Source organism: Acidobacterium sp. FHG110202_01 (assembly GCF_059115305.1).
This window is the reverse complement of sequence record NZ_JBZYWJ010000004.1, coordinates 445,339-468,795: the sequence shown is the minus strand read 5'-3', so window position 1 is coordinate 468,795 and position 23,457 is coordinate 445,339. Positions and strand designations below refer to the sequence as shown.

Sequence of the window (23,457 nt, the reverse complement as noted above, 5' to 3'; positions counted from 1 at the left end):
TTTTTGGATGCAACCATGCGGGTCACGGGCATCAACCTGCGACAGGTTCCAGCTGATGGGCTCGATAGCCTTCCTCCTCGCCTGCCGCAAAAGAAGCTGGCTTCTGGCCGCGGCTGTATTGCCGAGGTGAACAGCCCATGACCCGCTTGAAGGCGGTGCCGAAAGCGCTTTCCGATTCGTAGCCGAGCGACAAGGCAATTTCAGAAATGGAATCGCTCGAGTTCGTCAGCCTGTCCCCAGCCAGCATCATGCGCCAGCGCGTCAGGTATTCCATGGGCGATTTTCCGACCACCTCTTTGAATTTCTGGGCAAAGACCGACCGCGACATGCCGATGTGTCCGGCGAGTTCCTGCAATGTCCAGCGGTGTCCCGGATCATCGTGCATTGCGGTGATCGCCGCGCACATCTGTGGATCGGCCAGGGCGAAGAGCCACCCAACTCCGCCTTTAGGTCCTTCCCCGGGGTCCCCAACGTGCGCGATGTTCGCACGTTGGGGTGGATCGGCCAGATGAAGTCTCAGGGCCTGAACCAGAAGCATGTGGGCGAGGTGCTGTGCAACCAGAGAGCTGCCCGGCCGCGGCTCGCGCAGTTCCTGTCTCATTCGCTCAAGCGACCAGCGCAGCGTCTCCTTGTCCGTCTCTTTCCGGATGTGCACGATCGGCGGCAACCCACCCAGCAGAATGCCGGCATGATGCCCGGAAAAGGTAAAGAATCCGCCGACGATAAAGCATTTCCCGCCGCCGTTGAGCGAGGAAATGCTGCCATTTTGCCCCTTCGCAAAAATTGTCTGGGCATCGACAGGCGTCGCGCTCAGATCAGTCGCCAGGCGGAAAGGCCGGCCAAGTGGCAGCAGAAAACAATCGCCCGCCTCAAGGAGCACTGCGTCAGGAATCCCCTCCACGGCAAGCCAGCCTTGGCCCGAGACCACCGCATAGCACTTGATGCCCTCATGCTTGCCGAACTGAACGGATAATTCTCCACCCACATCAAGGCCGCCGCACTTATAGGTGTGCGGTTTCAGCAGCGACAGAACATCAGAAAGCGGATCCATAAATCACCTCGGACGATCGCGAAAATAATACGGATTTTCTAGATAGATCGTATCTCCTCCCTGACCAATCTTACGAATACCCGACTGCAAATGCGGTCTCGGTTATGCAACGAAGCACAAAGGAGAATTCGTAATGCGTGTCTTTGTCACCGGCGCTACCGGTTTTGTCGGTTCCGCCGTAGTTCAGGAACTCATCCGTGCGGGCCATCAGGTCCTCGGCCTGGTGCGCTCCGATGCAGGCGCAAAGTCGCTTGCCGCCACAGGGGCGGAAGTGCATCGTGGCGATCTCACTGACCTTGAAAGTCTGCGCAGCGGAGCAGCCGTGTCAGACGGCGTCATCCACACCGCCTTTATCCACGACTTCTCAAAGTTTGTAGAAGTTTGTGAAGTCGACAAACGAGCCATTGAGGCCCTAGGCTCAGCGCTCGAAGGCTCTGCCCGTCCCCTGCTCGTCACCTCCGGGATCGCGCTTCTCGCCCAGGGCCGCGCCGCAACCGAGGAAGATGCGCCGCCTCCGCCAAATCCCACAACGTACCCTCGCGCTTCAGAAGCAGCAGCCGCTGCGCTCGTAGAGCGTGGCGTGCGCGCGTCGGTAGTTCGTCTTCCACCGACGGTCCATGGCGAGGGCGATCATGGCTTTGTTCCGCGTCTTATCGACTACGCGCGTGAGCAGGGCGCGGCCGCCTATATCGGCGAGGGGCTCAATCGCTGGTCTGCAGTGCACCGGCTCGATTCTGCCGTAGTTTACCGGCTCGCGCTCGAAAAGAACGCCGCCGGAGCCCGCTATCACGCCATCGCCGAGGAAGGCGTGCCATTCAAGGACATTGCCGGCGTTATCGGTCGCCGCCTGAACCTGCCTGTCGTGAGCAAGACCCCCGAGGAAGCAAACAGTCACTTCGGCTGGTTCGTGCGTTTCGCAGGGCTGGACATGGCAGCCTCCAGCCAGCGGACGCGGGAACTTCTGGGCTGGGAACCAAAACAGCCCGGGCTGCTTGCTGATGTCGACCAGCCGTACTATTTCAAAGCCTGAACAGAACAAAGGCCTCCTTCTCAGGGGAGGCCTTTTGACTGAAATGCTGAGGTTAGCTCTTGAAGAATGCCAGGAGATCGGCATTTACCTGGCTCTGGTGCGTGGCAAACATGCCGTGCGGTCCGCCCGGATAATAGATATCCTTCGCGCCTTTCACAATGCGTGCCGTCTTCTGGCCCGAGTCCTTGACAGGCACAATCTGGTCAGCTTCGCCATGCAGAACGAGCGTAGGAATATCGAACTTCTTCAGATCGTCCGTGAAGTCGGTTTCCGAAAACTGCTTGATGCATTCATAGGCGCTGAGGAGTCCGCACTGCATGCTCCACAGCCAGAAGGAATCCAGAATGCCCTGTGAGACCTTGGCGTCCGGCTTGTTTGCGCCGTAGAAGGGAACTGCCAGGTCTTTATAGAACTGGGAACGGTCCTTCAGCAGATTGGCGCGCAGATCGTCGAATACCGATAACGGAAGACCCTCGGGGTTGGCGTCGGTCTTCAGCATGATCGGGGGCACTGCAGACAGGAGCACCGCTTTGGCAACCCGCTTTGTGCCGTGGCGGCCGATGTAGCGCGCCACTTCGCCGCCTCCGGTGGAATGCCCGACCATGATTACATCCTTCAGATCAAGCTCTTCAACCAGCGCAGCCAGATCGTCGGCGTAAGTGTCCATGTCATTTCCGGTGGAGGTCTGTGTGGACCGGCCATGGCCGCGGCGATCGTGCGCAATCACGCGGAATCCATGCTGAACAAGAAATACCAGCTGCGGGTCCCAGGCATCGGCATTCAGCGGCCAGCCGTGAGAAAAGGTTACGACCGGTCCGGTGCCCCAGTCTTTATAGAAGATTTGTGCTCCGTCTTTGGTAGTGATCGTGCTCATACGAAATTCTCCTGAATGGTGCTGGTGTTGCGAAGCGCGAGCATTCGCGGTTGAGGTTTCTGCTTGGTCACAGATTCATATTTACGCTGATCCAGGCTTTCACTAAATTGGCGATAGTGACATTCTCAGAGGCAAAAGTGACACCAGGAAAAAATCGCGATGAATATGTTGGGATCGGTATTGTTAAATATCCCGAATATCTCGAGTCCGGCGTTTTTGGTTTGACCGAACTATTCATTGTTGCCAATCGCTTTGCGAGTTCCCATAAGGACACCCAGCATACATCCATCCGGGTCACCCACTGGCAGGCGTCTCCGGCTAATCCTCAGAGGATTGAACAGGTGTTCGACACTCATCCCGGAATTGGCCGCAGCATTCCCAGGATTCTCATCGCGCCGCCAAGCATCGCCAAGCCCATCACGCGTGAAGCGGCAGCGCCTTACGCCGCATGGCTTGCCCGATTGCATGCCGCCGGCAGCATCATCGCCTCCGTCTGTGGAGGAGCATTCCTGCCGGCAGAAGCAAAGCTGTTCGACGGAAGAACGATAACGACACACTGGTACTATGCCGATGCGCTTCAGGAGCGCTACCCGGCAGTTATCGTTGAACCCGACCGGATTCTCATTGACGATGGCGACATCATTACCGCCGGCGGAATGACATCATGGACGGATCTTGGGGTGCACCTGATTTACCGGGTGCTGGGGGCTGCTGTCATGTTTGAGACAGCCCGCTTTATGCTGGTTGATCCCGCTGGCCGGGAGCAGAGTTTTTACAGCAGCTTCTCGCCGCGCCTGCATCACGGCGATGTAGAAATTCTCAAAGTGCAGCACTGGCTGCAGAAGAATAACTGCCGTCATGTCGATCTGGCGCAGATGGCAAAAATCGCAGGTCTTGAGCTGCGCACATTTATCCGCAGATTCAAGAAAGCGACCAACCTGAAGCCGACGGAATATTGCCAGCGTCTTCGCATCGGGAAAGCTCGTGAAATGCTTGAATCGACCAGGCAGCCCATAGAAAGGATTTCGTGGGCTGTCGGCTATGAAGACCCGGCTTCATTCCGCAGAGTCTTCCATCGGATCGTGGGGCTTTCTCCAGGAGAGTATCGAAGCCGTTTCGCAGTGACACGCGAAGCATCCATATAACGGCAGCCATCAATTGTTCTGTTTTGCGGCCCGACAAGGACTCGATAAGCATGGAGGCTCGATCAAGAGAAATGAGTCGCGCTTATTCGTCGCGGAGAACTCGCATCGGATCGACTCTTGTGGCTCGCCATACGGGCACGAAACAGGCTACGCAGAAGACGATTCCGAGAAACGCGAAGCAAGGCAAGATCGAGGCATCCGAGAAAGCGACACAGGGACGTGCGCTGTCAAGCCCCCTGAATTAGAAGAATTCCCATAACACCCACAACCAAAATCACTTACAAGCCAAAGAAATTTGGCATGTTTTCTACTCGAAATTTGCTATCCTGAAAATAGAGGAAGAATTCAGGAGAAAAGCCCGCAGAAGCGGGCTTTTTGTTTTGTATTTCTGTGCCCTGCGAAGGTAACACTAAAAAACAGACCCCCCGTTAAATATCTGAAAACACTGGAGTAGTGCACAAGCAATAGAAGAATCAACAAGATAGCAGGGGGTAATCCCCAGCTATCTTGTTGAAAATAAATAAAACCATCCGCTACATAGGGGGAGGGGGGTACCCCCCTTTGAGATGCTTATCCCACTTCCTTCGACTGGGTCTGCGAGACGAAGTGAATCCGGCCCGAGGGAGCGGCCAGGATGATATCCCCCTGCGACTCCAGAACAATCGCCGGCCTGCCGGTCTCGTTGGCCTTCTCCGTCATCATGAAGCGGTTGCTCTTCGGGGTGGCCGCAGTGAGCGTCTCCTGTCCCGAAGTGTCGACGGCGGTAATGCGGTGGCCGGACTTGGTGACGATGCGCTTGATATTGTTCTGGGCAAACTCCGAGCCGTTCAACGCTCCCGGCGACCAGTAACCCTGCGTCGGAGGCTGCTGCACTCCATTCCAGAGCGATCCTGCGATGTACGGCCGTTCCGGATCCCCACCCTCGAACAGAATCGCAACTTCGTCGCCGATCTCCGGATGCATCAGCGAGCCGCGCCCTGCGCCGGCATGGCCTGTAATGAGCCGTGCCCAGGTCGTCTCCGACTCATCCTGCCAGTAGTAACGCACCTTGATGCGCCCCTGGTTATGCGGGTCGTAGTTGTCGACAACAGCCGCCGGATAAATGCCCGACAGCGACGGACGCGGCGCGCGGACAGGCTGCGACCAGCGCTGCGCCGGCGTAGCGGTGAACGAGTTCTCGTAACCTTTGGGGGTCCAGTGGTGGGTGCAGGAGATGACTCCGTAGGTCGCATCCACTCCCTGAAGACCGGAAACCGTAACCGTGTCTCCAGCGCGCACCTGCTGCTCGCGGCTCAGCCCATGGCACACCACCGAGGAGGCCAGGGCCCGCCGCGACTCACGCTGCAGCCGCTGGTTGTAATCGCCTTGATTCACAGCGCGGTGGCGCTCGACCACATAGGCAGCCGGCAGCTGCGTGCCCTGCTGCTTCGCTGCCGAGACCAGCTCGGAAGCTCCGCCGTAGACCGGAACGTCATCCGTCACATCGGAGTGACGCTGGCTCTCCATGGGGAGGGGGTCGTAGTGGTAGCCCTCCATCTTGAGGGGACGCAGCCTCGCCCCGGCGCGCCACTCGACGAGTCCGTATTCGCCCTGCCGCCATTCGATCGTCGGCCCGCTCTGGAACGAGGTCTGCACCTCAATGCCGGAGCTCCCGTCCAGGCTGGGACGCAGCCACGCTTCGGTGTCGTCCACCAGGCGCAGCACAAACTCGAAGTCCGTCTCGTCCCACTGGGCGTAGCTCAGCTCCGCGCCGGCAGGCATGTTGCCGGTGATGCTGAGCCCATAGTTTCCGGCCACCTGTTTGGCGGCGCCGCTGGCGGTCTGCTTCTGGAAGTAGGCATGCCTGTCCGCCTGGTCCATCTTCCAGCTGTCGGAAACGGCCTCGACCACTGCGCCGTAGCTGCCGGTGACTTCATAGATCAGCTGCGCTGTGATGATGAAGCCGGAGAAGATAATGCTCTCCTCGCCCAGCAGGCTAAAGGTCGAGACCTTCAGCGGCTGCCCGATGAATTCCTCCACCTTGGGCTTCTCGTCCGGAGTGTTGCGCAGTTCAATGCGGCACGTCCAGTGCTCGTTGAGTGCCTGTCGAACCTGGATGTCTTTCCAGAGCGTGTCGGAAATGCCTTGGGAACTGATATGAACTCGAGCTTGTGCCATAGTTTTCTCTGCGGGTTTCCAGCGATGAATGAAACGACTAGTTAGATGCGGTTTTACAAATGGCGGATATGAAAACCAGATAACATCCGGCGGAGAGCAGAATAGCCAAACTTAGGGGTTGTTAGCAACTTCAAATACAAGTAATTCTTCAAAATATAACCCATGAAATGGGCGAGCCATGAGCCTGTAATCTCAAGACTACAAACAGACTAACTTATTTAGTCGTTTACCCGGATAAGTTTGATAGCCGCGGCCGTACACGATTTTGCGCTTTGTCTGGAAACAGGGAAGTGACGTCGAGAAACCGGCTTTGAACTCCCATCTGTTGCAGTTCCTGTTCTACAGCCTTCGCATGGGAAGGACGTTCCTTCGGTTCTTTTGCCAGCAGCCGCTCCAGCAGGTTGCAGAACGGATGGTGCTCTGTGCGCAATGCATCAGGAATCGGAATGGCCTGATGCAGCTGATGGTCTTCGACTTCCTCGATCGTCTTCCCCTCAAAGGGCGAATGTCCTGCGGACAGATGGAGCAGGAGAATCCCCATCGAATACAGGTCAGACCGGATGTCCGGAGGATTGCCGCGGATTCGTTCCGGGCTCATCGCATATGGAGTGCCTACCTTGAAGCGGCCGGTCCTGTCACTGGACATGTTGAGTGACTGCGAGAGGCCAAAGTCCAGCACCAGCACCCGTCCAAAATGATCGATCCGGATATTTCCCAGCGTAAGGTCTCCATGCAGAATCCCCAGCTCTTCGGCATAGGCAAGCGTCTTCACGGTTTCAAGAGCAACTGTGAGCGTGTCGTCCATGGGAAACTTGCCGCGGCGGTGCAGTGCTTCATCCAGGTCCCACCCGGGCACATAAGGCATCACCAGATAGTGCAGAGCATCGGCTTCGCCTGCGTCGAAGACAGGCACAACATTGGGATGGTCAGCCAGCCGCGCCGTATGAAGCGCCTCGCGATGAAAGGCTTCGCGCAATTCAGAAATCTCAGCCAGAGAGGGATGCAGAACCTTGACGGCAAACAACGCGCCATGCATTCGATGCCGCACCAGCCAGACCGTCGCCATGCCGCCCGTGCCAAGCTGCTGCAGAATCCTGTATTTTCCCGCAAGAATGACGCCAAGCCGTTCCTGTATGTCCTGCGCATCGGCCATCGGGGTCTGACTCAGTGTCACGACAACCGCCTCCTGTGAGGAAGAGAAATACTTTCCCACGTTTCGCTCACTTCGATCCAGGGTTCGCGCGCCAGCGGCAGCCGTGATCGAACCTCTTCTGAACTCTGATACCAGGCAAGCGCTTCAGGCTGCATCAGGTGAGGTGCATCTGCATTGTAAAGACGCCATGAAAGAACAGCCGCGAGTTTGCTCAAGGCATCTGCCGCTGTATTGGCTACCCGATGCCGGCTCCAGAGGCAAACAAATCCATTTATCTTGTCTATGTTTGGATGAAAGACAGGCTCTTTGAGAAATACTTCGCAAGGTAAGGCTGGATAGTATCTGGGAAAGGCAATAGTTACTATGTGCCGGTCTTTTATAGCTGGCTGCCAGTGATCTCCCGGTTGTTCAGCCAATGCCGGCATGCCTGCGACAGAAACGAGAAATGCTTCGTCATCGATGTGCTGCAGTCCGGAAAGCCTGTCTGGAAATTCGGTAACAAGCTTGTGAATCCGGTCCCATTCATAAGCGAGCCTGCGCTCGCGCTGGGAAAGCTGCCTATCCATTCGTAGCAATGGTGGATACGCGAAGCACGTCATTTGCCCGAACCCCTTGCTGGAATAAGGGAAGCGAAAAATCGAGGCTCTGCCCATTCCAGACGACCTGAGGCTCGCCTTCGCCGGTTAAGACATCGCCGCGCTCGCGCAAGTCGAAGAGTATCTCTTCGAGCGTCTCATCGAGCGTTTCATTTTCATCGATATCAACGTTGTAGCGGGTTTCTCCGCGGACAGTATCGAAATAGACCTGATATTTCGGCATCTTCAGTTCTCCATCTGGACCTGGGCTGGTATGTGGACGGCGACGCTCTTCAGCGGCTCCGGCAGGTTTGGCATCACCCATCCGCAGCGGCTGCACTCTCCATTGTTCTGATCCCAGCAGTCACGGCACTGCGCGCGACGGCAATGTCCGCAGTTGCGCAGATCGGACTGTTCGGGGGACGCCATGCAGATCTGGCAGCGTCCCTGTATTACACGAGGACCCATGAATCGATCCCACCACTGGCTCTGCGCGGGCAGGATGGGGACATGGTTTTCATCACACATGCGGCAGCGACGGTGCTCAAAGCTCCAGCAGGTATCATCGCAGACCTCGAGGCCGCAGCGCGGGCACCCAAAAGTGATTGCATGCGGGCCAAGTCTCCGATGACAGAGAGCACAACGGCGTTTCGACATGTTGCTCAGCACGGATGCGCCCACAATAATGGCGAACAATGCCAGCGGGATTGCCCACTCTGCTGAACTGAAATGACGGATCACAGCAAGCACGCCGAGGGCAGCAAAAAGCGTTGCCGTAAGAGCTGTGGGCAGGACCCACCAGCGGCGAAACTGCATGTCGAATGTCTGGGCCAGAAATGGCGCAGCGACGCCGATAAGAACAACGGCGACAGCGAGCGCGGCAAGGCCCGTAAGTGCCGCAAGCAGAAGAATCGTGAATGCAAGAGCAAGCACTCCAGCCTTCTGTGTTGTTGTACCAACGCGTCCCGTCATAGCTGTTTCCTGCCGTTATGATAGACCGGAGCATAAAGATGCTCTGCGGTGAAAGACAAGTCCCCCGGCGAGTATTGCCCGGATGCATCATTTGCCGCGATTCGCGTCAGCATCTGAAAGCGGAAGTGGCTGGATTCTCCGCAGCGTTGGCACCTGGAGTGCCGCCGGACCCATGCCCCCCGGCGCATCGGATTCCACTCGTAGCCGCATTTTAAGCACGTAGCATGGGTTGCAATAGGCCAATCCAGTTCGACTGCCTCCACGTTTAACGCGCGCAAGGATTCCCGAAAAGGCCGGTCAAGCGGTAACGAGATCAAAGTGCCTTTGTCTTCAAACTGGTGAAACGGGCAGGTTGATGATGCGGACAAATCGTGCGCGCGTAGACACGGAGTGTTTTCGAGGCTTATATCCCATGCAAAGGATTGGTCCTTGCCTGCAGACAGGCCATGACGAAACGCGAGGTCGATGGCCATCCCTGCTATGACGGAGGACATTGTCGGCGTGCTGGGCATCTCGAGATTCTCCTCAGTCCATTGACAGCTGAGTGTGGAAGAGTGAGACAGCGCCAGAATTTCGGCGCGGCGGTTTTCAGTCAATTGGCAGAAATAGCAAGCGGCGTCGCGTCCGGATGAGAACCAGGCCGCCCGTCCACGCCAGTATGCAGAACCCAACAGCCCGGCATCAACCATGGGAATATCCAGACGGCAGGCGGCATATGCAGTTTCCACACGTGCCAGGGCGCTGTCTGTGGCACTGAAGATGATAGAACAGCGCGATAAGTGCTCGAATCCAACGTCGGCTATCTCAGATACCAGGGGAATCCACCGGGTTTCTGGGAAATAGATAACTCCCATATCTGCAAGTACTTCTGCTTTTGATCGCGATAAGTTGGATGGATCACGAAAAAATATATTTTGATATCTATTGACTGACTCAACAAGTCCGTTATCAACTAAGGCCACTGTACCGATGCCCAGGAGTCCGAGAAGCCGCGCAATTTCGGACCCCAAGGCGCCAAGGCCCACCAGAGCTATGGACATGGACTCGGTATTGCACCGATGGTAGTCAGTTTTATCTAGCTTTGAAAGAGAACGCATAATAGACAACCTAGAAATCCAAGGTATGATTCTAAGTGTTCTGCGCTAGGGGAGTAAGCGCTGGAATTTTTCCCCAGAAATTTTTGTTAAAAGAACTTGAATTTAAGTTCATCTGATGACAATTACATGGCCTGATAAGGCCTTATTAAGTTAGACGGAACGTATGGGCTTCCTTCCCCTCCTGTATTTCTCCGCTCTGTCTGGAGCATTGGCTGGCCTCGCAGCATGGGGCGCAAATGCGCTGATAGGCGCGGCTGTACAATCGACGTCGGCCGATTGGCTGGCTGACGCGATACTTATTCTGCTGCTCGCCTTACTGCTCACCCCGTTTCTCTTCGTTCAGCTGGATCGTTATTCCGGCAGGTCATTCCGCTGGAAGACCCTTGGTCTCGGAGTCTTGTTCGCTATTGTCACCGCTGCATTCGCGGTTTTGATGCTCTGGTTTCTCCGCACCAATGTATCTGCGGAATCGCCGGTTTTGTACCGATTGGCGAGCTGGGCTCTGGCAGCTTCGATTCTTGGATTGGGCATTGGCATGCGCTGGGTACAGTCAAACCGAATGCGGATCCTTCATGCCTACACGGGCGGCCTTGCAGGCGGTCTGCTTGGCGGCTTGTTGTTTGTCGGCCTCGGCGCGCGCCAGCCTGAACTATGCCAGGCAGCAGGGCTCATGCTTACCGGTGCAGGGATTGGTCTTGGCGCAGGGCTTGCGCCGCTGTTAATCCGCGACGGCGCAGTGCAGTTCATCAGCAGCGCCGACCCGCGCGCGCAAAGCAAATACGGACGCTCGCGCAAGTTCTGGGAGTTGAAGCACGAGGAAACGTATGTCGTGGGGAGCCTGGCTACCTCGCAATCAGAGACACGCTTCCAGCCCGGGGCGGAAATCTTCATTCCCGATGCTTCGATGGCTCCGCGCCATGCCGTGATCTATTCCAAAGAAGGGCGCTTCTATATCGCGAGACACCCTGATGCCGGCGGTCCGGCAGGAATTGCCAAGCACGTTCTCCGTGTTCGTGGAAAGACAGTGACAACTTCACAGGAAGTGACGGAAGCGGACGACATTCTGATCGGACGCACGGCGCTACGATTTACAACGGCGAGGCAGAGCGAATGAAAATACGGCATGTCACTTCCGGAACTCTCGCCGGCGCGCTTTTTCTCTTGTGCGGCGCGCTTGGAGCGGCCACTACCCCAAACACGCTACAGGTGACGGAGCCCCCATCCCTTCAGGACTGCGCACCGGTCACGCTTATACCATGCTTCCGCCTTGGAGTGATCCCGGTAGATAGCACTGGAACTCCGGCAGGCGTGCTGCTTCCTCCCGAGGACAGACTGCTAAAGGCTGTTTCGATTGAAACGCCCGACGGTGCAGTTTCCCCATTCTACGTAAAGGCTGGCGGAACGAACGCAACTGCCAAGCCGAATATAGTGCTCATCGAGGTTGATATCAGCGGAAGCATGAGCCAGCAGGTAGCACCGGGAACAAGCCGCTTTGAGGCCGCTCGGCAGGCCATCCAAAATTATCTCGCAACGATGCAGGATGGCGTGGACGAGGTAGCCATCGTTCCTTTTGAGAGCCATCATGTTGTGCCTACGCTCCAGGCGGCGGTCTTCGCCACCAGGCGCGAGCAAGCCATTGCGCAGCTGAAAGAGCTCCCATCTCCCGGCCCAAAGAACAACACCGCGTTGTATCAGGCGGTATTTACCGGCGTGAATGTGCTGGAGTCCGAAATGTCACGCTTGGAGAAAACCGGTACATCCCGCAGCAACATCACTCCGCAACTCATCGTTATGACCGACGGAAAAAATGAAGTTTTCCGCGGCGACGACGATGCTCTGCTCGATGGGCCTCTCGGGCTGGAACAGGCCACCGCGAAAGTGCGTTCTGCCGGTGCAGAGGTGATCGGAATCGGCTTCGGCAACCCCGCCGATATTGATGTGAATGCGCTGCATGTCTTATCCACGCGATCTTTCCTTGCATCCGATCCGCTGCAATTAGCGCAGGCCTTTCGTTCATCGACTCCAGTTCATCCCAGCAATCTTGAGATTGCATTCCTGGCTCCGGCCAGCGACAGGCAATCACTGTCGGCGCGCAATTCGCATTTTGTTGTAAGCCTGCATTTGCTCGATGGGAAAATCCTGACCAGTCCGGCGATCGAATACGCCCCGCCTGCAATGGCAACACCGATGTACAAGGGACACATCGGTTACGAGGCCCTGCGGGCTCTGTCGGCATTCGAGCCTCCGGCTACTTCCGGATGGAGCACGGTTCTGCGCGGCATCCTCGTTTTCATTGGGCTTGGGGTGCTGCTGTTGCTCCTGTGGTTCTGGGTTCCGCGTATCGTTTGGCGAAATGATCTAAGCGGTGTGACTACTGCGCGACGCCGCTGGAGTAAGGAACCTGCGACAGTCCAGGCGTCGGGAGTGCAGGTGCGCAATGCCCCGAATGGTTTTGATTCCGAGTCCGCGGCCAACCAGCCGCAGCGAAACGCCACGCAGATCACTCAGGTCAGGCTGAGGGAACTGACCAATGCTGGAACCGCAGAACGCAAATAAGAGAACGAAAAAGGAGAAAATAAATGCCGCTGATCAAAGTCGTTCGAAAAGGAATTACACCGCACGTCCGCAAAGTGCCTACTTCGACGTGCGCCATTATGATGCCGATGACGCCTGAACGTGTCGGCGCAGAGGCGGCTTCGGAGAATGAAGAGCTGGCAAAAGTGGAAGACCTGAACGACTCTTTCCGCAAGTTCCAGCCGAAATTGAAATTTACCGGAAATGCCGGGGAAGACGAGGCCGAATTCAAGGCCGAATTCCGCTTCCGCAGCATTAAGGATTTTGATCCCGAGAACCTGCAGAAGAAGCAGGAGATTCGCAAGGAAGACGGCGAGGTGGAATATCTGCGGAATGATATCGCCGACCTGAAATCGAACATCGACCTGCTTTATCGCTTGAAAGACCGCTGGAAACTGCCGACTGTCCGCAGGGCATGGGCCAACGAGGGGCAGCGCAAGGAGATCATCGAGGCTCTGAGCAAACTGCGCGGTGAGCTGGAACGGGTTGCGAACGGGGGTAAACAGTAATGGCTGATACGCAGACACTTACAAAAACAAAAACCACAGAAGAGCTGATCGCGGACTCGCCCGCACGTGAGTTGCTGCAGGATATCTTCGCTGACCTGCATCCGGCTCTGATAGACGAAAAGCGTGAGCTGGCAAGCATCTTCACTGCTCAGTCAGCAAAGGAATTTCTGTCACAGCTGACAAACTTCGATCAGCTTCTGCATGAAACCGACAGCTACAACGACACGGTGAAGAAACTGCAGACGCAGATCGATAAAGCCGAGGGTGTGCGCGATGAACTGCTGTCCCAGGTGTTTGAGCAGGTTCGTCCTATCGAGGAAAGCTATCGTCAGCTGCAGCTTTTCTTTGAAAACAGCAAGGTGATGGACGGCAAGGTGCGGAAGCCGGTTGAAGTCTATGTGCTGAACGTCGATCCCGAAGCGATGAAAGACATTTTCAGCATGAGCGTTGCCGCCATCGAGAACTTCGTGCGCCAGCGCAATGACAACTTCAACTTCCGCGACGACATCTGCAACCTGGTAGTTCCCGGCTTCTATCCGCAGAGCGTCCGCGAGAAGTTCGAGCAGATCGCTAACCAGTGGGGCATGCTGCTGATCGGCGACCTTGATGATGAGAAGTCCTTCAAGAATGTCGAGCGCAACTTCCTGCCCGGCGGGAAATACGAATTTCTAAAGCGCCCCGAAGACCAGGCCGCTGCGGATGTCTGCCTGATGGGCTATCTGCAGCTGCGCGCTCCTTACTGGTTTGAAAAGGACAGCGCGAAGGATGGCCTCTATGCTCCGCCGTCGGTGGCATTCGCCGGCGCGGTAGCGCGTGCAGATGATGCGGCCGGAATGGCGCAAGGCCCGGTGGGATCGCGCTTTGGACGTGTCCATGGTATAGAGAAGGCCCGCATCGAGCCGCTCATCGGCGAGATGGAGCACCTCAGCATGGAGCGCCAGTTGATTCCGGTCATTCGCGACGCCGACAATCACCTGTGCTTCTTCGGCTGCCGTACGCAGGCTGACGACCCTTATGGCGTGCTGAAGTTTTTCACGTCGTATCGCATTCTGCGTTATCTCGAGCGCTGCTGCCGGCATTATCTGCTGCAGGTCGCAGGTCAGGTGCTGACGCGCGATTTCATGGACCAGCAGATTGAAACGCCGCTCAAGAGGCTTCTCGACGAGCAGGTAGAGCAGGGAACCATTCTCAGCTACGACCTGTTTGTCGACAAGGATTCCAACAAGCGCATGCAGGGAATTTGCGACATCACTCTGAGCGTGATGCCCACGGGACCTGCAGAAACTTTCGTACTCAAGATTGATGTGCCGGAATTTTCCAAGCCAACAAACCCTGAGGCGAAACCAGCAAAAGCTTAAACCCATTTTTTGAAAGAGACCTAATGTCTTTCGAGCCGCATAAGCAGAGGATCGAACCGGGAGACAGCGCGCGCAAGGCGGAGCAGGAACCCCGCCCTGCGCCAGTCCGCCGCATCGAAGGTGGTACAGCCGCAAGAGAAGCCGAGAACAGCCGCGACCGTGACGTATCGATCGGCCGCACTGTGCACGGTTTTACTCTCTCTGCCCGTGTTGGCAAACCTTTTCGTTTTGAAGATGGAGCACCAGGCGCAGCAGGCGAAGCTCTGCCTGTGAGCGAAGCAGTCGCTCCACCAATTGAAATCAAGAAAATTACTCAAACAAATCATGAAAAACCTATCAATCAAGCTGCCGACGCAAAAGAACAAGCATCTGAAGGCTCGGCAGAATCTACATTTACTGCCTTTCCTGGTTCTTTTTTGAGAGCCTTATTCCGGCGTCGTAACCAACCGGAACCACGGGAAACCGACAAATCTTAAAACCCAGCAGTGAGCAGGAGAGATCAACGTGGCATCATCACCGTATCGCACCACAGTGACGATTGACGGCACCAAATTTGACGCCGTTTCGTCGAGTGTCCGGTTCAGCACCGAGAAGGACCGGGCGGGAGTTCCGCAAATGGGCAGTCTGGCTACTTCCGTCCGGATCTGGGCTGACTTCCATGACGACCAGAACGTGCCCTTCAGCACGCTTCAGAAGCTGTTCAATCTCGCGAATGTCGTCACCCGCGACAAGATCAAGTCGATCAAAATCGAATACTGGAAAGACGACAATAAGCAGGATGCACTGGTCAGCTACAGCTTCAACGGCTGGATCCGCCGTTTCGAAACCAGCAACCCGCTGGATTTCGTTAAGACATCAGCGACCAACAACGACGAAGAAAACTTCGTCAGCGGCATCAACAACAGCATGAACCATCTGCTTGTTCTGGATGTTGAGCCTGCGCTCAACCAGCAGAACTTCCAGAACGTGCAAGTAAGCAACTAGTAAAGGAGACGAAAAGACATGGCAGCCTCACCGAATCGCAGCACCGTGACCATCGATGGAAATAAGTTTGATGTTGTTTCCGTCTCCGTAGCCCTGCAGACTGAAAAGGATCGCGCAGGCATGCCGCAGATGGGCAGTCTCAGCACTTCCATCAAGGCATACGTTGACTTCCACGATGATCAGAACCTTCCCTTCAGCACGTTGAAGAGCCTTTTTGATCTCTCCAACGTGGTCACGCGCGACAAGATTCGCTCCGTGAAAATTGAATTCTGGAAGGACGACAACAAGCAGGACGCCCTTTTAAGCTACAGCTTTAATGGATGGATTTCCTCATTCCATACGCTGAATCCGTACCAGAACGGCAACGGCAATGGCAGCAGCCCCAACACAAGCACCAGTGATCCTGATCACATCGGTGTGAACCACATGCTGGTTCTTGAACTGGAGCCGGCATTGAATCAGCAGAACTTCAAGGACGTCACGGTCAGCAACTAAGCCGGGCGCAAAAGTGAAAGGGTGAAGAAGTGTTTCTTTCCTTTCCAATGCGGATAGAGGACGGCGGATTTCTTCGGCGTACGGAGCGATCTGCCGCAATCCTCTCTCTGATGCAGTTAATGGCCAGGACTCCGGGAGGCTCATGGCATGCCTGCCCGGATTTTGGCATTCGTGACCTGCTCGAAAGCGGCAGGCAGCGTGCCGACGCACCCAGGATTGCTCTGGAACGGGCAAACTCAGCATTGCAGGAGCTGGGTTTCATTGATTTCACCGTGGAAGAGATCGTGCGCGAAGTTTCCGAGCGTCGCGATTACGACGTTTACACGATCACACTTGTTTCAGGTGCAGACCGTTTCACCACAACAGTTCAATCTGAATTAACTTAGCGATGAGCTTCCAGACCCCTAGCATTCTCGAGATCGACCACAAACTCAGGGAGGACTTTCGCCGCAGACTGAAGGATTTTGGGATCGCTGTCGACGTTCTCGACCCTGTGCTGTCTGTGATCTTCCGCACGTTTGCCCATCAGATCGAATCCGTCTACGCAAATACAGGACGCATTCGCGAGACGCTGCTGGATGAACTGATCTCCGGCGTCAAGCTGCCGCATCGTCATGCGCATCCAGCGCAGACTGTCGTGCGCTTTGTTTCTGCAGGGCCGCACTCCAAGGTACTGCGTGCCGGCACAGAACTGAATGCGAAGGCCTCAACAGGCGAACGTCTCAGTTTCGGAACGGACGTCACCATCGAATTGTCTCCCGCGCGTATTGCTCTGGCGCTCGTCTATCAGGAGCAGCGGTTGCAATTACTGCCTGGCGTTGATATCTCTGAGCAGTTTGCTGCTTACCGGCCTTCCTATGATCCGGTCCGCGTCAATCTTGGACCTCAGCCGGCAATATTTCTTGCGATTGAAGATCTTGCGACAACACATCTCAGCCGGCACGGTCTCTTTTTTGACTTGAGTGCCGGCGCGTATTCCCTTCAGCAGGGGCTTTCTACGGAGCCATGGTGGCTTTTCGGCTCGGAAGGCGATTTAAGCAGCGAAGGCCTGATGCGTCCGCGACGCACCAATCGCGGCGTGCATCAGCTTGAGTGGCAGATTGGAGCGCCTGCAAAGGCGCATAAGGAAGAGGGATTACCCAACCTCTCCGATGGATTTTACGCAGGCCGCGTGTTTATCTTCCCCGAGATTAAGGAAGACCGGCGACTGCTATGCGGTGTGCCGCGTCTGCTGGATGCTCCTCTTTCCCGGATTACAGGTCGCGATTTGCGTACCTTCTTTGAGACGCCGCGCGCGTGGATAAAAATTCCGCTTCCTCCGAATGTGCCAGCACTGCAGACAGCGATTCACAACATCGTGCTGCATGCGACCACTGCATCGAACATCTTCTGCCAAAACCAGACGGTCTTCTTTGACAAGGACGGATACTCCATTCCCATCAGCCGCGACCAGTATGGGCTCCGGCAGATGCTGGTTGCTCCGCTCTCCGTGATCGGTCTCGACAACGAGGTATACCGCTCGAGCCCCGGCAACGCTTTGAGTCCTTCTGATGGATGGTTCGAGCTGACCGATGAACGGATTACGTTGCATCCCGGCGTCCGGCCTGACGGTTCTCCCCAGGAAGGTGCAAATATCCGTCTCTGGCTCACCAACGGCGGGCTCGGCAACCATGTGGCGCCGGGCGATATCACTGGCTTTGGCACGAGCGCCACATTCGATCAGATACGCGTCAATCACCTCACAGCAGCCGCCGGAGGCACGGATGGCGAAATCTACTCTGACGCGCGTCGCCGTTTTGCTGACGCGTTATTGACCCGTGGACGCATCGTGACCCGAACGGATCTTGAATCAGCCACATTGAGTTTTGATCGGCGGATTCTTGGCGTCGATGTGCGAAGTGAAATCGAGCGCGGCGAGCACGGACTGCATCGTGTAGAACGCCTCTGGGTCACGCTCGATATAGATGCCTTTACACATCCGGACCTGGAATTGCCGGTGCTTCAGCAGGAACTGAAGGAGTCACTGGCGGGCCGCATGATGCATGGCACGCATCTTGATGTGCAGTTTGAGTGGAAGCCGAGGGCCAGCGCATGAGCAGCCGTCCTGTACTCTCATCGCTGGTTATGCCTGACTTCATTTCCGGCGGGCACGCGTTCCGACATGATGTGCATTCGGCAATGGCCTGCCTGGCGCGTCTGCATGTACCCGCATCGCGCATCCACATTCAACCTATAGGTTGGCATAGCGTTCCTTCAGGGACAATTGTTGGGCAGTTGCCTGCGGCAGGTCAGCCTCTTGAAGGAGATATTCAGCTCCAGATCGCCGGCCCTGCTTTTCACCACAGCCTGCCTGTCGCTATGTGGGACAGTGGCGGCGAAGCCGAGCCGGGAACGCGGGAACTTCTCGAAGCGCTCGATGATCCGTTGGAGAAGCTGGGCCATTGGATGTACGAAGGCGCATCGCTGCTGCGTCTCTCTCCGGACAATCTTGCGGCCTGTGCGCGCTGGATCAACCTTTTCGGGCTGGCTCCGGAGGACTGGCCGCGCCAGCACTGGTATAAGCTGGCGCTGCTGCTGCTGGACCTGCCGTCTGTTGCCGGAAGCGAAGAGGCTGTCCGCCTTGCCTTTGAGAGAGTGCTGAACCTGCAGGTGCGCACTACAACTTTTCGCCGTTCGCTCGCTGTGCTCAAGCACCCGACGAAAACGCGTCTGACAACGCGGGCATCGCGGCTGGGACTCGACTTTATCGTGGGAGACGCATTTCACGACATGGCGCATCTTCGGGCGGAAGTCGGCCCCGTATCACTTGCAACCTATGAAAAATTTGTGAATGGTGACGGAGCCGAACTGCTCGAGCGCGTGCTTTCGCTGGTGTTGCCCGTACACATGGACTACGAGTTGCGTTGGATTGTGCTTGATCCTGAGCAGGCACCGCGCCTTGGATATGCCGAAGAGAATTGCCGTCTGAACATCAACAGCTATTTAGGATCTGGACGAACACAGACAGATCTCACGTTATAGGAATCGAGGAAGAGATGGATTCGATTCGTTTGCGATCAGTGAACTGGGAACACGGAATGCTTCTCACCCCGGAGCATTTCCTGCGCCTGGAACAATATTTTGAGTCGCTGTTCCATTGGGAACTGCGCTACATGACTACAGGCCATGGCCTTATTGGAGGTGGCACGCGTTTGCCTGCTCCTGATCTCGGCGCAGTGCGGCTCGATCCGATTGTCTATCTGGATGAAAGCACGGAGGCTCTGAATGTCTCTGTAAGCCAGTGCCGTGGCCTCACGTCTGCAGGCTTTTTTGTGGACATTGACGAAAGCGGAACCATCTCCGAACGCTTTGACAAAGAATCGTTGGCCGGAGTGGCTGAGGCTGAAATCTATGTTGTGCTCGATCCGTCGCAGCGAATCAAGGTGGATGGAACCGCCGATGAATTCAATCCTCAAATGAGGAGTGAGCGCGTCAGCAGTTATCGCATTGCACTCAAAGTCACAGCAGCGGAGCGGGAGCGCGCTCTTTCGGTTGCCCGCATACGCCGGCCGGCAACGGGCGCGCACTTTGAAAAAGATGCAGCTTTTATTCCTCCATGCATGACGCTTTCCGCTCATAGCGAGCTCATGGCTGGGTGGCGGAGGATTGTCGACGCGATTCACAGACTTTCTCAAGGGTATGCCGAGCTGCATCGCGCCATGCGCGAGTTCATGGTGCTGTTCACCGAGCGCGGAATAGAGACAGAACTCGACCGCGACGCTATCCAGTTTGCCGAGCGCATGGTCCTGGCATTCGAAGAGATTGCCTATAGCATTCTTGACCGTACGCAGCCGCCACAGACATTTTTCATTCAGGTCCGCAAGCTTCTGCATCAGTCTGCGACATTCTTTGATCTTGCGCCGAATATGCAGCAGTATTACGAAACGCTGCGCGAAACCGGCGAGACAGAATTGGTATCACTCGTCGAAGGCCAGCGTCGTCATCTTGACGTTACCAGGACTCTCAAGCTTGCCGACGACCTGAGCCTTGAAGTGCGCTCAGCTTTGCAATCGCTCACAGCATTGGAAAAACTGGAACGTGCACTTGAAGGCAAGTACATTGATTTCCGCATCAGCCCGTCGCTCGATGGCATGAATTTCATCTTCGATCGTGGCGGCAAGGTGCTCTACAAACTCGCTGCGAAGCCAAGTCGCGTTCAGGGCGTTGCCGACGAACTGACAATTTACTTCTCGCAGCTGCGACTGGAAGGCCGTGACCGCTACCGTCTCATTCTTCTGGGCGAAAGAGATGCTCCTTTCGTTCGCGGCACAGCGATCAGCGCGGAAATCCGTTTGAATGAGGGTACGGGGTTCAGGCGCGAGGCAATTATTCTGTCTGCGGAAGCCAAACTCGACGAGCAATATAACTTCGAGTTTGATTTTGAAGCACCGGATGTTCCTACTATCACCGACGTTCGTGTTACTGTGCAGGCTTTTCATCCGATTCGCACGGCATTGTTGTTCAGCCGCCACCGCTTCTATGCGGGACGTGCGCAGGAACATCAGCCTGTGCGCAACCTGGAGCCGGATTATGGAAACCTGCGGAGCAATATCTCGTCCGCTACAGCGCCAGGTATTCCAACACAGTCTGAAGGATCGGTGCCAGTTGCAAATGGTCGCTCTGTAGCAGTCAAGACTGCTGATCCTGAAGCAAACGAAAAAGCTGAAGAGACTTTGCCGCCGTGGGTTCCGCGAGAGCGGAGTAATGCCGTTTCATCGGATGAGCCGCTGAACCGCCCGCGCCGCCGGAGGCTGGAGTAACGGAGAACCATGCAGCTAGATCTCAGTGCGCTATCTGATGCAATGGAACAGGCCCTGGAGCAGGCCCGCCTTCTCGCGGCCGAACGGCAACAGGCCCTCATTCAGCCTGAACACCTGCTCTACACCTTGCTCGACCACGAAAGCAGCCTCTTCGCACTTCTCGAACGAAATGGCATCGCTGTTGGCCCTCTGCTCGACGGACTGGCCTCGCGCCTGAACCAGAGTGTTTCCGGAAAGCTGGAGCCGGGCCGTCGTCCTGTCGCCTCGAAGGCTCTGCGCAATCTTTTGGAACGCAGTTTTGCCAATGCAACGGAACGCAACTCGCCTTCAGTGGAACCGATTGACGCAGTACTCGCCGCTGTCGATCAAAGTATTGGCGATCTGCGTGACGATGTACGCAAGGATTTGCGCGAAGCGGGCGTGACCAAAGAGAGCGTGCAGAAGATTGAAGGCACGCAGCGCACTCTGAATGAAACCTATCAGCCGGAAAAGAAGGAGCATGGCCACGGTGCGCCGGTTCCGGAAAAGATGCTTGAACGGTACGGACGCGATCTAACTGCAGAAGCTGCGGAAGGGAAGATCGATCCGGTGATCGGGCGCGATGAAGAAATCCGCTCGATGATTCAGACGCTCTTGCGCAAGACGAAGAACAATCCTGTGCTCGTTGGTGATCCAGGGGTAGGGAAGACCGCAGTCGTGGAAGGTCTTGCCCTGCGCATCGCCGCAGGCGATGTTCCTGACAGCCTGCGTGCCTGCCGCTTGTATGCGCTCGATCTGCCGGCGCTGGTGGCCGGTGCAAAGTATCGCGGCGAATTTGAAGAACGCATCAAGTCAGTCGTCGAAGAAGTGCGCGCCCGGCGCGGCGAGATCATCCTTTTCATGGATGAACTGCACCAGCTTGTCGGAGCCGGCGGCACTGAAGGCGGCATGGATGCCGCCAACATCCTCAAGCCTGCATTGGCTCGCGGAGAGCTTCGCTGCGTCGGTGCCACGACATTTGATGAATACCGCGAACGCATCGAGAAAGATGGAGCACTCGCCCGGCGTTTTGAGCAGGTTCAGGTAAAAGAGCCTGACGACGAGGCGATGCTCTCCATTTTGCGCGGCTTGCGCGAGCGCTATGAAACATTTCATGGTGTGCGGCTTTCGGATGATGCATTGCATGCAGCCATCAAGCTGTCCCGACGCTACATCCGTGACCGTTATATGCCTGATAAGGCGATCGATGTGATCGATGCCGCGACTTCGCGGCTGCGCATGCAGAAAGAGTCCACGCCGACGCACATCGATCAACAGGCTCGCCTGCTTACGCGCAAAAGAGCTGAGCTGGAAGCGCTGCGCAATGGCCCTGACAGCACGCAGAAAAAGAAAGCCATACCGCTTCTCGAAAAAGAGATTGCAGAGCTTGCCCCGCAGGTGGAAGCTTCAACCGCAGCATGGCAGGAAGCACGAAACTCTACAGCAGATTTGCAGAAGACGCAGGCTGCAATTGAGGAACAGAACCGTCTGCTCAAGCAGGCTGAAACTTCCGGCGACGTGGCCAAGGCAGCAGAACTCCGTTATGGAAGTCTCAAATATCTCGAGGAGCAGCGCAGCGATCTCGAAGCGCGCGTGAATACACTGCGCGAAAATCCTATGATCCCGTCTGAGGTCACTGCCGAGCATATTGCAGAAGTCATCGGCGAGCGCACTGGTATTCCCATTCAGCGGTTGATGGAAAGCGAGCGCGAGCGTCTGCTCCATCTCGATGAGCGCCTGGCAGCGCGCGTCTTCGGCCAGTCTGCAGCTATTACTGCAGTTGCAGAAGCAGCACGGCGCATGCGCGCCGATCTCGAGCTGCGCCAGACACCGAACTCATTTCTCTTTGTCGGCCCAACCGGCGTTGGCAAAACAGAATTGGCAAAAGCGCTCGCAGAAGGCTTGTTTGACGATGAGCACGCGCTCATTCGCATCGACATGGGTGAGTACAAGGACAAGTCCTCCGTTTCCGGCCTGATTGGCTCACGTCCGGGATTAGTCGGTTCTGACGAAGGCGGCTTCCTCACTGAACAGGTACGCCGCTCTCCATTCTCCATTGTCCTGTTCGATGAAGTAGAGAAAGGTCATCCGGAAATCCTCGATCTTCTGCTCGGCGTGCTGGATGAAGGCCGGCTGACTGATGCGAAGGGCCGCTTCTGTGATTTCTCCAACACCATTGTCATCTTCACATCGAATCTTGGCGTCCGTGAGGCGATGGCGAGCAGTGAAGATCCGGAAGAGCGGCGCAACATCATTCTTGAAGTGGTTCGCGCCAGCCTGCGCCCTGAGCTCTACAATCGCATTGGGCAGATCGTCGCCTTCAATGCGCTTTCTGAAACAGAGCTGGAACGCATTGTCAGAATGCACCTCAATAAGCTTGCGCGCAAGCTGGACGAAGACCGCCAGCTGGTTCTTGACGTAACGCCTGAAGCAATCGCATATCTGGCAAAGCAATCCTACGATCCTGAGTATGGCGCGCGCCCTGCACAGCGCACGATGCAGCAGCTGGTGTTGTCGCCGCTTGCCAGCCTGTTGCTTTCGGAAGAATCGCATCCTGGTGATCGCATCACCATTGATCTCGAAAATGAAAATGAACTGAGCTTCAGTCTTACTGAAGCTGATCAACCTGCAAATCCGGAAGAAACAGTGAGGGTAAGCTGACCATG

Annotated in this window: 23 protein-coding genes; 15 read left to right on the top strand and 8 right to left on the bottom strand. The window is 56.1% G+C overall.

The genetic code is table 11. From position 1 onward, the window contains the following. Positions 1-31 precede the first annotated feature (31 nt). The gene (locus AC5S16_RS11005; protein ID WP_493930108.1) at positions 32-1,051 is read right to left on the bottom strand and encodes an AraC family transcriptional regulator; all 1,020 of its coding nucleotides are present in this window, start codon (positions 1,049-1,051) and stop codon (positions 32-34) included. A gap of 133 nt (positions 1,052-1,184) precedes the next feature. Here AC5S16_RS11005 and AC5S16_RS11000 point away from each other — a divergent pair, with 133 nt between their 5' ends. Beyond that, a complete protein-coding gene (locus AC5S16_RS11000; protein ID WP_493930107.1) occupies positions 1,185-2,081 on the top strand; it encodes an SDR family oxidoreductase in 897 nt (298 codons plus the stop codon). A gap of 52 nt (positions 2,082-2,133) precedes the next feature. On the opposite strand, the gene AC5S16_RS10995 is transcribed toward AC5S16_RS11000, so the two are convergent. Continuing rightward, the gene (locus AC5S16_RS10995) at positions 2,134-2,955 is read right to left on the bottom strand and encodes an alpha/beta fold hydrolase (RefSeq protein WP_493930106.1); all 822 of its coding nucleotides are present in this window, start codon (positions 2,953-2,955) and stop codon (positions 2,134-2,136) included. A gap of 137 nt (positions 2,956-3,092) precedes the next feature. Here AC5S16_RS10995 and AC5S16_RS10990 point away from each other — a divergent pair, with 137 nt between their 5' ends. Together AC5S16_RS10990 and AC5S16_RS10985 are read left to right on the top strand one after the other, a co-directional pair. Further along, on the top strand, positions 3,093-4,100 hold the full coding sequence (locus AC5S16_RS10990; RefSeq protein WP_493930105.1) for a GlxA family transcriptional regulator: 1,008 nt from the start codon (positions 3,093-3,095) through the stop codon (positions 4,098-4,100). A gap of 71 nt (positions 4,101-4,171) precedes the next feature. Beyond that, positions 4,172-4,345 carry a hypothetical protein gene (locus tag AC5S16_RS10985; protein WP_493930104.1) on the top strand — a complete coding sequence of 58 codons (174 nt, stop codon included), beginning with the start codon at positions 4,172-4,174 and terminating at the stop codon, positions 4,343-4,345. Positions 4,346-4,670: 325 nt separating this feature from the next. Here AC5S16_RS10985 and AC5S16_RS10980 read toward each other — a convergent pair whose 3' ends face one another. The 6 genes from AC5S16_RS10980 to AC5S16_RS10955 all read right to left on the bottom strand — a co-directional run bounded on the left by AC5S16_RS10980 (position 4,671) and on the right by AC5S16_RS10955 (position 9,997). Continuing rightward, positions 4,671-6,257 carry a type VI secretion system Vgr family protein gene (locus tag AC5S16_RS10980; RefSeq protein ID WP_493930103.1) on the bottom strand — a complete coding sequence of 529 codons (1,587 nt, stop codon included), beginning with the start codon at positions 6,255-6,257 and terminating at the stop codon, positions 4,671-4,673. Between the two features lie 226 nt (positions 6,258-6,483). Next, on the bottom strand, positions 6,484-7,431 hold the full coding sequence (locus tag AC5S16_RS10975) for a serine/threonine-protein kinase (protein WP_493930102.1): 948 nt from the start codon (positions 7,429-7,431) through the stop codon (positions 6,484-6,486). Next, entirely contained in the window at positions 7,428-7,976 is a 549-nt protein-coding gene (locus AC5S16_RS10970) for a ubiquitin-conjugating enzyme family protein (protein WP_493930101.1), read from the bottom strand. Before AC5S16_RS10970 ends, AC5S16_RS10975 begins: the two co-directional genes overlap by 4 nt. Further along, positions 7,969-8,229, bottom strand: a complete 261-nt coding sequence (locus AC5S16_RS10965; protein ID WP_493930100.1) for a hypothetical protein — start codon at positions 8,227-8,229, stop codon at positions 7,969-7,971. The genes AC5S16_RS10970 and AC5S16_RS10965 overlap by 8 nt, the downstream gene beginning before the upstream one ends. Before the next feature lie 2 nt (positions 8,230-8,231). Continuing rightward, a complete protein-coding gene (locus AC5S16_RS10960) occupies positions 8,232-8,957 on the bottom strand; it encodes a hypothetical protein (protein ID WP_493930099.1) in 726 nt (241 codons plus the stop codon). Beyond that, complete coding sequence (locus tag AC5S16_RS10955; protein WP_493930098.1) at positions 8,954-9,997, bottom strand: ThiF family adenylyltransferase; 1,044 nt, start codon at positions 9,995-9,997, stop codon at positions 8,954-8,956. The genes AC5S16_RS10960 and AC5S16_RS10955 overlap by 4 nt, the downstream gene beginning before the upstream one ends. A 265-nt stretch (positions 9,998-10,262) precedes the next feature. On the opposite strand from AC5S16_RS10955, the gene AC5S16_RS10950 reads away from it, so the two are divergent. The 12 genes from AC5S16_RS10950 to AC5S16_RS10895 all read left to right on the top strand — a co-directional run bounded on the left by AC5S16_RS10950 (position 10,263) and on the right by AC5S16_RS10895 (position 23,452). Further along, positions 10,263-11,168: an FHA domain-containing protein gene (locus tag AC5S16_RS10950; RefSeq protein ID WP_493930097.1), complete on the top strand. Its 906-nt coding sequence runs from the start codon at positions 10,263-10,265 to the stop codon at positions 11,166-11,168. Next, positions 11,165-12,610, top strand: coding sequence for a vWA domain-containing protein (locus AC5S16_RS10945; protein ID WP_493930096.1), 1,446 nt, complete (start codon positions 11,165-11,167; stop codon positions 12,608-12,610). Before AC5S16_RS10950 ends, AC5S16_RS10945 begins: the two co-directional genes overlap by 4 nt. Positions 12,611-12,633: 23 nt before the next feature. Next, positions 12,634-13,137 (top strand): type VI secretion system contractile sheath small subunit, encoded by a 504-nt coding sequence (locus AC5S16_RS10940; RefSeq protein WP_493930095.1) that lies wholly within the window; start codon positions 12,634-12,636, stop codon positions 13,135-13,137. Beyond that, on the top strand, positions 13,137-14,495 hold the full coding sequence (locus AC5S16_RS10935; protein ID WP_493930094.1) for a hypothetical protein: 1,359 nt from the start codon (positions 13,137-13,139) through the stop codon (positions 14,493-14,495). Before AC5S16_RS10940 ends, AC5S16_RS10935 begins: the two co-directional genes overlap by 1 nt. 23 nt (positions 14,496-14,518) lie before the next feature. Continuing rightward, a complete protein-coding gene (locus AC5S16_RS10930; protein WP_493930093.1) occupies positions 14,519-14,971 on the top strand; it encodes a hypothetical protein in 453 nt (150 codons plus the stop codon). Positions 14,972-14,999: 28 nt separating this feature from the next. Further along, positions 15,000-15,479, top strand: coding sequence for a hypothetical protein (locus AC5S16_RS10925; protein ID WP_493930092.1), 480 nt, complete (start codon positions 15,000-15,002; stop codon positions 15,477-15,479). A gap of 18 nt (positions 15,480-15,497) precedes the next feature. Next, positions 15,498-15,974 carry a hypothetical protein gene (locus AC5S16_RS10920; RefSeq protein WP_493930091.1) on the top strand — a complete coding sequence of 159 codons (477 nt, stop codon included), beginning with the start codon at positions 15,498-15,500 and terminating at the stop codon, positions 15,972-15,974. A 119-nt stretch (positions 15,975-16,093) separates the two neighbouring features. Next, on the top strand, positions 16,094-16,360 hold the full coding sequence (locus AC5S16_RS10915; RefSeq protein ID WP_493930090.1) for a hypothetical protein: 267 nt from the start codon (positions 16,094-16,096) through the stop codon (positions 16,358-16,360). A 2-nt stretch (positions 16,361-16,362) separates the two neighbouring features. Continuing rightward, positions 16,363-18,069: a hypothetical protein gene (locus AC5S16_RS10910; protein ID WP_493930089.1), complete on the top strand. Its 1,707-nt coding sequence runs from the start codon at positions 16,363-16,365 to the stop codon at positions 18,067-18,069. After that, entirely contained in the window at positions 18,066-18,995 is a 930-nt protein-coding gene (locus tag AC5S16_RS10905) for a type VI secretion system baseplate subunit TssG (protein ID WP_493930088.1), read from the top strand. The genes AC5S16_RS10910 and AC5S16_RS10905 overlap by 4 nt, the downstream gene beginning before the upstream one ends. Positions 18,996-19,009: 14 nt before the next feature. After that, entirely contained in the window at positions 19,010-20,773 is a 1,764-nt protein-coding gene (tssK, locus tag AC5S16_RS10900; protein WP_493930087.1) for a type VI secretion system baseplate subunit TssK, read from the top strand. A 9-nt stretch (positions 20,774-20,782) separates the two neighbouring features. Then, complete coding sequence (locus AC5S16_RS10895) at positions 20,783-23,452, top strand: ATP-dependent Clp protease ATP-binding subunit (RefSeq protein WP_493930086.1); 2,670 nt, start codon at positions 20,783-20,785, stop codon at positions 23,450-23,452. Positions 23,453-23,457 lie beyond the last annotated feature (5 nt).